Origin of the sequence: Actinoplanes siamensis (assembly GCF_016862395.1) — a bacterium.
In the GTDB taxonomy this organism is placed as follows: domain Bacteria; phylum Actinomycetota; class Actinomycetes; order Mycobacteriales; family Micromonosporaceae; genus Actinoplanes; species Actinoplanes siamensis.
In genome coordinates this window covers 113,692-126,020 of sequence record NZ_BOMW01000021.1, presented here as the reverse complement: position 1 = coordinate 126,020, position 12,329 = coordinate 113,692, and the positions used below count along the sequence as shown (strand labels likewise).

The following is a 12,329-nucleotide window of genomic DNA, read 5'->3' as shown; positions in this document are numbered from 1 at the left end:
CCTCCCCGTCGAGCACGCTTCGACGCAGCGTCGGTCACGGATGGCCGTTCCAGTGTATCGACCGTAACAGATGCGTTTCTGGTGACACGTTTCCTGCCGGCAGCCCTATTCCGGGCCGTGGCAGACCGCCTCGACGGTGTTGCCGTCCGGGTCGCGGACGAACGCGCCGTAGTACGTCGGGTGGTATCCCGGCCAGACCCGGGCGCGTGCAGCACCTCCGCGCCAGCCCAGCGGGCCTGGGCGCGCTGCTCGGCCCCGGCACGGAGCTGGCGTTCGGCGCGGACGGTCTTGGCGAGTTCCTCCAGCGCCGGCGGACGTGCTGATCGCCCGCTGCGACGGCTTGCGGGGCGCCCTCCATCAGCCGCCGACAGACTGGTGGTCGGAGCATCACTCCGGCCACCAGTCGGATGCTCGCGACCGCTGGCGGCGGATACGCTGACCGATCGGTCGAGGTTCCCGCTTTACGGGGACGCCTGTTCCGGTTGTCCGGTCACCGTGCGGCGAAGCGGCGTAGCGCCTCGACGACGAGTGCGTGGTCGTCGGCCTGCGGCAGCCCGGACACGGTCACGGCGCCAACGGCGCCCGTCCCGGCGATGGTGATCGGGAACGATCCGCCGTGATCGGCGTGGTGGAGGGGGTCCATTCCCCGGTCCTGCAGTGTTCGGCCGGTCATTCTGGCTTTGACGCCGACGAGGTAGGAGCTGTTGCCGAACCGGGCGACGACGTTGCTCTTGCGCTCGATCCAGGCGTCGTTGTCGGCGGAGGTGCCGGGCAGCGCGTAGTGGAACAGCTGGTGGTTGCCGCGGCGGATGTCAATGGTCACCGGGGCACGCCGCTCGCGGGCCAGGCCGACCAGGAGTTGACCGAGATGCCAGGCGTCGTCGTGGTCGAAGCGGGTGAGGACCAGTTCGCGCTCTTCGGCTTCGAGCCGGGCGATCAGGTCGGTCTGCGCTGACTGCTCGACTGGTGTCATCGGGCGTCTCCGAGGGTGACGACGCGCTGTTCGGTGGCCGAGCGACGTGCGGCCTCCAGGACGGTGAGTGCGGCGATCGCCTCGGCGGGATCGACCGGGGGCGGGGCATTGTGGCGCAGCATCGCGACGACGCCCGTGTAGAAATCCGGGTACGCGCCGGGCTCGCTGGGCACTGGCTCGCTGTGGCCGTCGACGATCAGCTGGCCCCACTGTTCGGCGGGTTCCCGACCCCAGTCCTGTCCGGTAGGCAGCCCACCGGAGCGCAGAACTTCCTCCTGGCCGTCCATGCCATGGATCACGAAGGCGCCCTGGGTGCCCAGCAGTCGCAGCCGTGGTCCCGGCTCGGCGGCGACGGCGCTCATCCACAGGTGCGAGCGGGCACCTCCGGCGTGGTGCAATGCCACGAACACGTCGTCGTCCACGCGTGCCCCGGGCCGCCGCCGGTCGAGTTCCGCATAGACCTGCGTGGCCGGTCCGAGCAGCTGGAGCGCCTGGTCGACCAGGTGACTGCCAAGGTCGTACAGCAGACCGCCGGCCTCGGCCGGGTCGTCGTATTCGCGCCATCCCGCCTTGAGCTCCGGCCGCCACCGTTCGTAGCGGGACTCGAAGCGCAGCAGGTCCCCGAGCCGGCCGTCGGCCACCAGCCGGCGGGCGGTACGGAAGTCGCTGTCCCATCTCCGGTTCTGGAAGACCGTCAGCGGCACGCCGCGTTCGGCGGCGAGCCGGGCCAGCTCGGCTCCTTCGGCGGCGGTGGCCGCCAGAGGCTTGTCCACCACGACGGGCAGTCCTGCCTCGATGGCGGACGTGGCCAGCGGAACATGGCTGCGGTTGGGGGTGGCGACCACGACGAGGTCGAGATCCTCGGCGCGGGCCCAGAGATCTTCCACCCGCTCCAGCACTGCGGCGCCGGGGTGGTCGCGACGGACGAGGTCCTGCCGTTGCGGCTGCGCCGTGACCACCGCGCTCAGTCGCAGGCCGGCGGTCGTGCTGATGAAGGGGGCGTGAAACATTGAGCCGGCCAGACCGTAACCGATCAGACCGACCCGTAGCGGCTCGTTCATGAACCCAGTTAATCAACAGCGTTTACTTATGGCAAGAGAAGCGAGAGAATGGCCGCATGCCCAGTCCCGCACGACGCGCCGCGGGGGCGAACCTGCCCCAAGTCCGTGACCACAACAGCGCCCTGGTCCTCGACCTGGTGCGCCGCGGCGGCGCCATCAGCCGAGTCGAGCTGGCGGCGCAGAGCGGTCTCACAGCGCAGGCCATTACCAAGATCGTGAATCGGCTGGTGGCCGACGGACTGGTCACCGAGGCCGGCCGCATCGGCTCCACCGGCGGAAAGCCGCGGACCTTGCTCCGGCTCGATCCCACCGCCCGCTATGCCGTCGGCGTGCACCTCGACCGTGACGACACGACAGTCGTGCTCACCGACCTGACCGCGCAGAAGGTGACGCGCCGGCACGTGCCGCAGGGCATGACCGCCGACCCGTCCGCCACCCTCGACCGGGTGGCCGACGCGGTACGTGCCGTCCTCACCGACATCGCCGATGCCAGCCGTCTCGTCGGTGTGGGAATCGCCTGCCCCGGACCACTCGACCACACCACCGGCGTCCTGCACCGGGTGACCGGGCTGCCCGACTGGGACGGCTTCCCCTTGGGCGCCGAGGCAGCCGATCGGCTTGGCGCGCCGGTCACCGTGGACAAGGACACCAACGCCGCCGCGATCGGCCAAACCCTGTCCAGCCCGGACACCCCGGTCAACTTCGCGTACCTCTACCACGGTCAAGGAATCGGAGCCGGCCTGGTCCTCGGCGGCCGGGTCTACCGGGGACGACGAACCAATGCGGGCGAGTTCGGACACCAGGTCATCGACCTGAACGGGCCACCCTGCCGGTGCGGCAACCGCGGCTGCCTCGAAGCACTGTGCCGAGCCGCCCTCGACACCGGCAACCCGGTCCGCGCGGCGCACCTGGTGGGGATCGCCACCGCCAACCTGGTTCACCTGCTCGACATCGATCACATCGTCCTCGGCGGCCCGGTGGTGCTCGCCGCCGCAGAGCAGTACATGCAAGAGGTGGCGACCACCGTCAACGCGCTGCTGCCCGAACCGGACTGGCAACGCGTCATCGTCGGCCTCGCCGCCGACCGCGCCGACACCATCGCGACAGGCGCGGCAGCCCTTGCCCTCGCGCCGCTGTTCAACACCAGCACCAGCGACGACGGCGCCGACCGCGCCGCCTGAAAACGGTAAGGACCCCGACGCCGTACGAAACCATCTACGGCCCCCACCGGGCCTTCGTCCACTCCTTCACCCGGTCCCCGCGGCAGGAACTGGGCGAAACCGGAGTCGCCGTCACCGCACTGCCGCCCGGCGCCACCGAGTTCCACGAACGCGCCGGCATGCGTACGGCGAACCACCCTGGTCACGGCCACGGGATCGTCACGGCTGACTACTGCGCACGCGAACGGACGCCTCACCCACGGGGGCCGCTCAGCTCGTGATCCCCGTGGCCGGGCAGTGCTGCGTCGGCGCCGCCCGGCAGGGAAGCGGAGCACCCATTGGCCCTGCGTCCCGGCGTGCTTCGCGACCGAGACGGCTGCGTTGCGCCGATCCGGTCGACCGGCGCTGGCCCTTCGGATGAGCCCGACCAGCCGACCAGTGCAACCCGGTTGCACCAATCGGAGACCGGAACCTGCCATCCGGCGACGACAACCTGATCTGGCCAGCACGGATCGTCCCGATCCGGCCGACGACAGGAGAACCGCCGCATGACGCACACGCACAACGACGTGACCGAGACCGCCTACACCGCCCGCCGCCGCCAGCTGGCCCGCGTGTTCACGGTCGGAGCCCTCGCCGCTGGTGCAGTCGTCGCCCTCGCCGTTCCCGCCCAGGCGGCCGGCACCGGCGCCAGCGATTACCCCTTCGACGGTGCGTGGCGTAGCGGGTCACACAGCGTCGCCGATCCCGGTAACCCGACGCTCGTCGACGGCACCACGACCACCGAGTGCGGAGTTCGTGGCAGTGGCATGTACGGCGACTGCTCACCGCGACAGACGTCGGACTGCTCGCAGACCACGCCGCGTTCGCCAGGGCGAGCGCCTCGTTCCCACAACGGGTGGCACCACAACACGGCACCGGTCACGGGCTACGACAACGACGACTACACCGATGCCCGCGGCACCGGGCGGTTCACCCGGGGCGGGATGACCTGCCCGACCACCACACCGGGCCAGCCCGACATGACGTCGACGATCCCCGCCACCACACCCGGTACCGCCCCGGGCACGCCCGCCAACACCACGCCCGCCACCGCGCCGGCTGTCACCCGCGGCGCGACCATGGACTACAACGAAGGCGTCGGCGGCTCCTGCGTCTACTACGCGCTCAACCGCTTCCACGACGCGACCGGCGTCTACCCGAAGGCGATCGGCGACGCCCGCCTGTTGGCCACCGGCGCGGCCGCCAGCGGCTGGTCCGTCGGCAGCACACCTCGTGTGGACAGCATCGTGATCTTCCAGCCCGGCCAGAACGGTGCCTCCGCTCCGTACGGGCACGCCGCCTGGGTCGAGCAGGTCTCCGGCGACCGTATCTACATCGCCGAGATGAACGCGCCCACCGCGTGGGTCGTCACCCACCGCTGGCTCACGCCCGTCGCCGGCGTGAAGTACATCTACACCTCCTGACAACCCGAAACCCCCAACGCGCCGGTGGGCGTGCGACCGCGGGTCGCACGCCCACCGGCGTTGGTCTGCCATCAGCAGCCGGAGGCGCTGGAACTCCGCCAGGGCCCGCCAGGCCGGCCCGTGTTCAGCGGCCCGGCGCCTTCGGGCCCGTTGCCAGGTTGAAAATGGTGGACAAGCGCCGGATCCCCGGCCCACCCGGACGAAGCCCTGGCCGGGATGCTGGCGCCGCTGCACCGGCTGCCCGGTGTGGCTGACCTGCTTGCCTTCCGTCGGCGAGAGGGTGATCAAGCCGAGGCCTCTCCTTCGGCCGCCCGCGGTGGGGGAGGCCGATGACTGTTCGACGCCGCGGCGTTCCATCCGGGGCCCGGCTGACCGAGTTGTGGTGTGGTCAGTCCGACGGCTTCGTCGACTCGGCTGAGGATGTCGTCGTCGTGGCCGACGCCGCGGAGCAGGTCGATGGCGGTGGCCCGGATCTGGCCGATGATCATGGTCAGGGGTAGGGCGGGCTGGGCCTCGAGAAGTTTGGCGGCGATCCGTACGGCCTCCAGCGCGGTGTGGTCGGCGCGGCCGGCGTGCTGTTGAGGATCCTCGGTTCCGGTGAGGTCGGTGGCCAGCGATTCACCCGCGGCGCGGATCGCGTCGCCGAGCGCGGTGAGGGCGTGGCTGAGTTCCGGGGGTGTCGGTACGTCGAGGCGGGTGAGGGTGACGGCGTTGCGGGCCAGGACCCAGATGTTGTCCACGACGCGGTCCAGTTCGACGGCGGTCGCCTGCACCTGGCGCACCTGGTTCAGGTTCCGTCGCCGGCGCACCCGCAGTTTGAGGGTTTCGCCGGTCGCCAGCACAGCGGCCTGCAGCCGCTCCACCCGGGCGTGGGCTTGGCGGGCCCGGCGCAGGGCGTCGTCCGCTGCGGTGTGGTCGCGGTCGCGCAGTGCTTGGTCGACGGTGTCGATCAGAGCGGCGAGGTCGGTGAAGGTTCGGCGGGCCTCGCCCACGAGTGGGGCGAGGGGGTTGCGGGCGACGGCGAGCTGGCTGACCGTGAGGGCGAGCGCGCCACCCACGAGCGCGTCGACGCAGCGCCATTGCATGACGTCGGTGCGGGGCTCGGCCACGGCGATCAGGTAGATCGCCGAAATCGCGGCCTGCACGATCAGGGTGGTGCTCGCGCCGAAGGCGATCATCGGACCGACGGTCAGCAGCAGCACCACGGCGATCGTGACCGCGCCCGGCCCGAGGACCTGCATGGCGAGGTCGGCGACCAGGACGCCGGCCGCGACGCCGAGCACGATCTCGATACTTTGCCGAAGCCTGCGCCCGCGGGACTCGGCGAGCGCCACCAGGGCAGCTGACGGCGCGAACACCGGCGCCGGATGACCGATGAGGTTGGCGGCGATGAGCCAGGCCGCGGTGGCGGCCAGGACGGCTTCCGCCGCCGGCACCGCGGCCTGCTTGAGGCGTCGGGCTGCTGACCGGCTTCGTCGCCGGACGCCGGTACGAAGGTCGCGGATCGCTGGCAGCGTATGCCTCCAAGGGTCATCGCTGCCCTGGAGCCGGGCAACGGGTCAACCCCGGTTACCCAAGATCATCGAGGCGGTAACGACGGTCACTCAGTTGTACGAGTCGACCGGGGGCAGACGGTCGTTGAGCAGGTAGTCGCCGGCGTGCATCGACTTGAAGTCGAGCGGGTTGTGCAGCGACAGCGTGCGGGCGTTGCGCCAGTGCCGGTCGAGCCCGTACTTCTCCAGGACGCTGCCGGCGCCGCAGACCTTGAACAGCGTGGAGCCCGCGTACATCGCCGCCGACGCGGCCGCCTCCCGCGCCTGGCCGGTGACGACCGACGCCTCGCCGCGGATCCGTTCGTCGCCCGGATTGTCGACGGCCCGGTCGCACAGTTCGGCCGCGCGCAGCGCCAGCAGCTCGGCCGCGTCGACGGCGGTCTTCATCTCGCCGACCCGCAGTTGGGTGTAGAGGTCGTCGGTGGCACGGTCGGCGCTGCTCTCGTACCACAGCCGGGATTTCGTCCGGACGAACTCGACGGCGTCGTCGAGCGCGTTGCGGGCGATACCGACGAACACACCGGTGTGCACCACCTGGTAGTTCAGCGAGGTGATCGCGCCGCCGCCACCGCCCGCGCTGTCCGGGCTGCCGAAGCACAGCTCGCCGGGGACCCAGACGTTGTCGAACTCGGTCGTGCCGCTGGCCGTGGTCCGCTGGCCGAACCCGCTCCAGTCGTCGTGGATCGTCACGCCCTCGGCGTCGGTACGCGCGAAGAACACCCGCACCTCGTCGGAGCCGGCCACCCGGCACGGCCCGAACGTGATGTCGCCGGCCAGGCTGCCGGTGCAGTAGAACTTGCGCCCGTTGAGCCGCCAGCCGTCACCGTCGGGGGTCACCGTGGTGTTGAAGTCGTTGACGCTCTTCGTGCCCACCTCGGAGTAGGCGTTCGTGATCCACAGCTCGCGGGTGAATCGGGGCAACCACTTCGCCTGTACGGCCGGTGAGGCGAACTCCTGAAGCAGCCGGATGCCACCGGTGTGCAGCTGGTACATCTGGCCGATGTTGGAATCGCCCGCGGAGATCGCGATGACGACCTTCGTCAGCTCGACGAAGGAACCGCCGTGGCCGCCGTGCTCCCGCGGGACCATCAGCCCGAGCAGCCCGGAGTCGCGGAACGCGGCGCACTGCTCGTAGGGGAACTGGCGGTTGCGGTCCCGTTCCGCCGCGCCGGCGCGGAACTCGTCGCGCAGCTGCTCGGCGATCCGTACCGGGCTGGAACTCTCGATGATGGTCACTGACGGTCCCTTCCGCTAGGCCGCATTCTGTTGGTCGATCTCCGCGTACGCGCCGCGCCAATACAGCAGCGGCGTGGCGCCGGTCTCGGTCACCTCCACCTCGCCGACGCGGCCGACGACGATCTCGTGGTCGCCACCGGGCAGCCGGTGCTCCACGGTGCACTCCAGCGAGGCGAGTACGTCGTGCAGGCGCGGGCTGCCGGTCGTGCCGGGCCGGTGGCCGACGCCGTCCCACGCGGTGGCGGATCCGCGCCGGGCGAAGGCAGCCGACAGGTGGCGCTGCGGGGCGGCGAGCACGTTGACCACGAACGCGCCGTGCCCGCGGATCGCCTCCAGGGTCTGGCTGGCGCGGTCGAAGCAGACCAGGACCAGCGGCGGGTCCAGCGACAGCGAGCTGACCGCGCTGGCGGTCGTGCCGACCGGCTCGCCAGCGGCGTCGACCGAGGTGATCACGGTGACGCCGGTGGCGAAATGGCCCATGGCGCGGCGGAATTCGGAAGCTGACATGGCTACACCTGCCCGTGGTGGGATGGCGGACGTCGTTGAGGAGCTCGTTGCCGCCCCGGAACCGGGTCGGGCAGCGCGGAGGGGTCGAGGCCGGCTGCCACCTCCAGCTCGCGGACGATCGGGAGTACGTCGCGGCCGAACCGCTCGACCTCCTCGTGGTAATGCAGGAAGCCGGCCAGGATCAGGTCCACGCCGATCTTGCGGTATTCCACGATGCGGGTGGCGACCTGTTCGGGCGTACCGATCAATTGGGTCCGGAATCCGTCGTTGTACTGCACCAGGTCCTCGAAGGAGGAGTCCGCCCACATGCCCTTCTTGTCGCCGGTCGACTGGCCGGCCTGCTTGACCGCGGAACCGAAGCCCTCGACGGCCTCGACGTGCGCGTTGGCGATGATCTCGCGCAGCTGTTCCTTGGCCTCCTTCTCGGTGTCGCGGACGATCACGAAACCGTTGAGACCGAATCGGGGCCCGTCGGCGCGGCCCACGGCGGCCGCGTGCTTCGCCAGGTCGGTCAGCTGTTCCCGTACGCCGTCGAAGTCCTTGCCGTTGGAGAAATACCAGTCGGAGAGCTGTCCGCCGTTGCGGCGCGCGGCGCTGGAGTTTCCGCCCTGGAAAATCTCCGGGTGCGGGCGCCCCGGCCAGGACAGCGGCTTGGGCTTGAGGCTGAAGTCGCGGATCCGGTAGAAGTCGCCGGCCAGGTTCGCCTCGTCCTCGGTCCAGATCCGCTTGAGCGCGGTGATGAATTCGGCGGTACGGCGGTAGCGCTCGTCGTGCTCCAGCCACGGCTCGCCGAGCTGCCGGAACTCGTCGGCGAACCAGCCGGAGACGACGTTGACCGCGACCCGGCCCTTCGACAGGTGATCGGCGGTGGCGACCCACTTGGCCAGCACTGCCGGATGCCACAGTCCGGGGTGCACGGCGGCGATCAGCTTGAGCCGTTCGGTGCCCAGCAGCAGGGCCAGGCTGAAGCTGGTCGACTCGTGCTGGAACTCGGCGCCGTAGCTGGCGGTGTAGCGGACCTGGCTGAGCGCGTACTCGAAACCGGCCTGCTCGGCGAGCCGGGCGAGCTTCAGGTTGTAGTCGTAGGACCAGTCGGTGCGCTGCTCGATCGTGCTGGTGACGAGCCCGCCGCTGACGTTGGGCACCCAGTACGCGAACCGCAGCGGCTCGGTCGTCGGGTCGGTGGGCATGGGTCAAACCTCCGTGAATCTGGGATCGGAATGCGGCGCGGCCAGCAATCCGCGGCGCCGCAGCGCCGGGATCACCCCCTCGCCGACGCGGTAGGCCTCTTCCAGGTGCGGGTAGCCGGAGAGGATGAACTCGTCGATGCCGAGGTCGTGGTACTCGGCGATCCGGTCGGCGACCTCCTCGTGGCTGCCGACCAGAGCGGTCCCGGCGCCACCGCGGACCAGCCCGACGCCGGCCCACAGGTTGGGGGAGACCACCAGCGCGTCGGTGCGCCCGCCGTGCAGCGCGGTCATCCGGCGCTGGCCCTCGGACCCGGACGCCTGCTGGATCGCCTGGGCCCGCTCGATCGCGGCCTCGTCGAGCCCGGCGAGCAGCCGGTCCGCCTGCTCCCACGCCTCGTCGGCGGTCTCGCGGGCGATGACGTGCAGCCGGATGCCGAACCGCAGTTCCCGGCCGGCTTCCTTGGCTCGGCGGCGGACCTGGTCGAGCTTCTCGGCGACCGCGGCCGGTGGTTCACCCCAGGTCAGATAGACATCGGCGTACGCGGCGGCGACGTCGACCGCGGCCGGTGAGGAGCCGCCCAGGTAGATGTCGGGCCGCACCCGCGACGGAATGATCCGGGCGTCCCGGATGTCGTAGTGCTCGCCGCTGAAGTCGACGCTCTCCCCGCTCCACAGCTCGCGGAAGACGTGCAGGAACTCGCCGGCGCGGGCGTAGCGCTCGATCTTGCTCAGGTGGTCGCCGAATCGTCGCTGTTCGGCGTCGTCGCCCCCGGTCACGATGTTGAGCAGCAGCCGGTTGCCGGAGATCCGCTGGTAGGTCGCCGCCATGTGGGCCGCGAGGGTGGGCGACATCAGGCCGGGACGGGCCGCGACCAGGAACTTGAACCGTTCGGTGACCTGGGTCAGCCCAGCGGTCATCACCCAGGCGTCCTCGCACCAGGAACTGGTCGGGGTCAGCGCGCCGGTGAAGCCGAGCAGCTCGGCGGAGCGGGCGATCTGGCCGATGTAGGAGATGCCGGGCGCGCGTTCGGTGCCGCCGTCACCGGTCACCCGGCTGCCCTCGACGCCGACCGCGTTGCCTAGGCTGAGGTCGGTGCGGGAATCGCCGTTGGTGGGCAGGAACCAGTGCAGAACGATTCCCATCAGGAACGCCCTTCGGAAGTAATCGATGATCTGGGGACCAGAATGTGTGGTCGGGGGCGGTGAAGTCCAATACCGCTTGCCTTACCGGCGATCAAAAAAACCTATCACACCCGTAGGCTTTGTATGTTACGGCGAACGTGCTGGAGTTGGCCGATCATGTCCTGGACCACGGCCGGGACCCGGGCCTGCCGTCGGCGGACCGCGACCATGGTCACCGACGTGTGGTCGCTGGTGAGCGGGCGCGCAACGATGAGCCCGGCCCGTTCCAGAGGATCGCCCGTCACGCTGTAGTCCGGCAGCAGGGTGATCCCGATTCCCTGCGCGGCCATGATCTTGCCCATTTCGGCGCCGTCCGCGGCGTACCACTCCAGCGGTAGATCGTCGCCGAAGAGCCGGTGCGCGAAGCGGTGCATCAGGTATCCGGCGCGCATCGCGACGAAGTGCTCCCCGCGCAGATCGTCGGCGCTGACCTCGTCGCGTTCGGCGAGCGGGTGCCCGGCCGGGATGACCGCCACCGGGCGGCCGGTCGCCAGCGGGGTGTGATCGAGCTCGGGTGGGACGTCGTCGCCGTCGAGCAGGTTGACCAGCCCGACTTCGAGGGTGCCCTCGGTGACCCGCCGGTAGATGTCGTCCTGCTGCAGGTTGCAGACCTCGACGAGCGAGCTGGGATGCTGGGTCTGGAAGGAGCGCAGGGCCGGGAGCAGCAGGGTGACCGTCCCGGCGTTGACCGTCCCGACGCGCAGCAGCCGCCGCGAGGCGAGCTGGTCACCGGCGGCGGCGCGCAGCCGGGCGACGGCGTCGAGCACCTCGCCCATGGGTTGCAGCAGGTCACTGCCGGCGTGGCTGATCCGGGCGCCGGAGCGGCGCCGGTCGAGCAGGGTGACGCCGAGCTCGCGTTCGAGCTTGGCGATGGCCTCGCTCAGCGCGGGCTGCGAGACGTGCAGGTGCTCGCTTGCGCGGCGCAGTGAGCCGTGCTTGCTGACGGCGACGAGGTATTCGATCTGTTCCAGGCGCATGGGGACTCCGGGCGGCGGTTGGCGGGTGATCGGCTGCGCCTCTCACCGGATGCTGCCGCCCTAACCTACACCGCCTACCGTTTTAATAGGAATCATGATCCGCTCGCGGAGGTGATCGACCGGGCCGGAGCCGTAGGCGATCACCACCAAACCGGCACGATCGTGGACGCCAAGCTTGGTCCTGGCCCGGTTGACGTGGGTCTTCACGGTGAGCGTGGCCAGGTTGAGCCGCTGCCCGATGTGCTCGTTGGGCAGGCCCTCGGCGGCCAGCGCGACCACCTCCAACTCCCGTTCGGTGAGATCGCCGAGACGACGCTCCGCGGCGGCCGGCACCGCCGCCCGATCGGCGGGGAACCGCTGGATGAGCATGTCGGTGGCGACCGCGGACAGCAGCGGTCGGCCCTGCGTGGCGGCCCGGCCGATCCATCCGATCGCGATCAGCCCGGCGGTGCCGGGTGTGACGGTTGGCCACAGCGCCGAACTCACGCTCGGACACAGCGCGGCCAGCACGGCCGCGATGAGCGACCGCCCGCCTGGCTACCCAGTCGATCTTGGGATGAAATGTGATCGCTACGGAGTGGCGAGTCGAGTACGGTGCGACCGTGACCGCCTATCTGATCGCGAATGTGCAGTTGACCGGGGACGCAGAGGAGTTGGCCGAGTACCGCTCGCGAGTTGCCGCGACACTCGAGCCCTATGGCGGCCGGTACCTCGCCCGAGGCGGTGCGGTCGAGGTCGTCGAGGGAGATTGCCAGCCGGGCCAGATTGTCTTGGTGGAGTTTCCCGACGCCGTTGCGGCGAAGTCCTGGAACGAATCGCCGGAATACCAAGCCATCGCCCCCCTTCGTATCCGTAACACGGATAGCACAAGGCTGATCGTCGACGGCACCTGAACGACAACTCCACGATCTCGGCCTTCGTTTCCAAGACTGGGCGCGGGCCGCCGTCCTGAACCTCACGCGACGGGGGTCATGGAGACCTGGAGCAGCCTCCGACCGCAAGGATCGCGCGTTATCGGCGGCAA

The 12,329-nt window shown here is 70.2% G+C and carries 12 protein-coding genes and 1 pseudogene; 3 read left to right on the top strand and 10 right to left on the bottom strand.

The window, feature by feature from the left end; genetic code table 11:
* Positions 1-105 precede the first annotated feature (105 nt).
* From Asi03nite_RS11790 to Asi03nite_RS11780, 3 genes and pseudogenes are all read right to left on the bottom strand, one after another.
* Positions 106-227: pseudogene (locus Asi03nite_RS11790) on the bottom strand (VOC family protein); the annotation flags it as partial.
* 263 nt (positions 228-490) lie between these two features.
* Complete coding sequence (locus tag Asi03nite_RS11785; RefSeq protein ID WP_203678948.1) at positions 491-973, bottom strand: heme-degrading domain-containing protein; 483 nt, start codon at positions 971-973, stop codon at positions 491-493.
* Entirely contained in the window at positions 970-2,034 is a 1,065-nt protein-coding gene (locus tag Asi03nite_RS11780; RefSeq protein ID WP_203678946.1) for a Gfo/Idh/MocA family protein, read from the bottom strand. The genes Asi03nite_RS11785 and Asi03nite_RS11780 overlap by 4 nt, the downstream gene beginning before the upstream one ends.
* 56 nt (positions 2,035-2,090) lie before the next feature.
* Here Asi03nite_RS11780 and Asi03nite_RS11775 point away from each other — a divergent pair, with 56 nt between their 5' ends.
* Together Asi03nite_RS11775 and Asi03nite_RS11770 are read left to right on the top strand one after the other, a co-directional pair.
* A complete protein-coding gene (locus Asi03nite_RS11775) occupies positions 2,091-3,215 on the top strand; it encodes an ROK family transcriptional regulator (RefSeq protein ID WP_203678944.1) in 1,125 nt (374 codons plus the stop codon).
* A 527-nt stretch (positions 3,216-3,742) separates the two neighbouring features.
* The gene (locus tag Asi03nite_RS11770; RefSeq protein ID WP_203678942.1) at positions 3,743-4,660 is read left to right on the top strand and encodes a CHAP domain-containing protein; all 918 of its coding nucleotides are present in this window, start codon (positions 3,743-3,745) and stop codon (positions 4,658-4,660) included.
* Positions 4,661-4,944: 284 nt separating this feature from the next.
* Here the strand turns inward: Asi03nite_RS11770 and Asi03nite_RS11765 are convergent, their stop codons facing one another.
* From Asi03nite_RS11765 to Asi03nite_RS11735, 7 genes are all read right to left on the bottom strand, one after another.
* Positions 4,945-6,096, bottom strand: a complete 1,152-nt coding sequence (locus Asi03nite_RS11765; protein ID WP_203678935.1) for an FUSC family protein — start codon at positions 6,094-6,096, stop codon at positions 4,945-4,947.
* A gap of 168 nt (positions 6,097-6,264) precedes the next feature.
* Positions 6,265-7,449, bottom strand: coding sequence for an acyl-CoA dehydrogenase family protein (locus Asi03nite_RS11760; RefSeq protein WP_203678933.1), 1,185 nt, complete (start codon positions 7,447-7,449; stop codon positions 6,265-6,267).
* 15 nt (positions 7,450-7,464) lie between these two features.
* Entirely contained in the window at positions 7,465-7,956 is a 492-nt protein-coding gene (locus Asi03nite_RS11755; RefSeq protein ID WP_203678925.1) for a flavin reductase family protein, read from the bottom strand.
* A 2-nt stretch (positions 7,957-7,958) separates the two neighbouring features.
* Positions 7,959-9,146, bottom strand: a complete 1,188-nt coding sequence (gene sfnG, locus Asi03nite_RS11750) for a dimethylsulfone monooxygenase SfnG (RefSeq protein ID WP_203678924.1) — start codon at positions 9,144-9,146, stop codon at positions 7,959-7,961.
* Between the two features lie 3 nt (positions 9,147-9,149).
* Complete coding sequence (locus Asi03nite_RS11745; protein WP_203678923.1) at positions 9,150-10,289, bottom strand: LLM class flavin-dependent oxidoreductase; 1,140 nt, start codon at positions 10,287-10,289, stop codon at positions 9,150-9,152.
* 104 nt (positions 10,290-10,393) lie between these two features.
* On the bottom strand, positions 10,394-11,305 hold the full coding sequence (locus tag Asi03nite_RS11740) for a LysR family transcriptional regulator (RefSeq protein ID WP_203678922.1): 912 nt from the start codon (positions 11,303-11,305) through the stop codon (positions 10,394-10,396).
* A gap of 60 nt (positions 11,306-11,365) precedes the next feature.
* The gene (locus tag Asi03nite_RS11735; RefSeq protein ID WP_239102623.1) at positions 11,366-11,791 is read right to left on the bottom strand and encodes a response regulator transcription factor; all 426 of its coding nucleotides are present in this window, start codon (positions 11,789-11,791) and stop codon (positions 11,366-11,368) included.
* A 116-nt stretch (positions 11,792-11,907) separates the two neighbouring features.
* On the opposite strand from Asi03nite_RS11735, the gene Asi03nite_RS11730 reads away from it, so the two are divergent.
* Positions 11,908-12,198: a DUF1330 domain-containing protein gene (locus Asi03nite_RS11730; RefSeq protein WP_203678921.1), complete on the top strand. Its 291-nt coding sequence runs from the start codon at positions 11,908-11,910 to the stop codon at positions 12,196-12,198.
* The last annotated feature ends 131 nt before the right edge of the window (positions 12,199-12,329 follow it).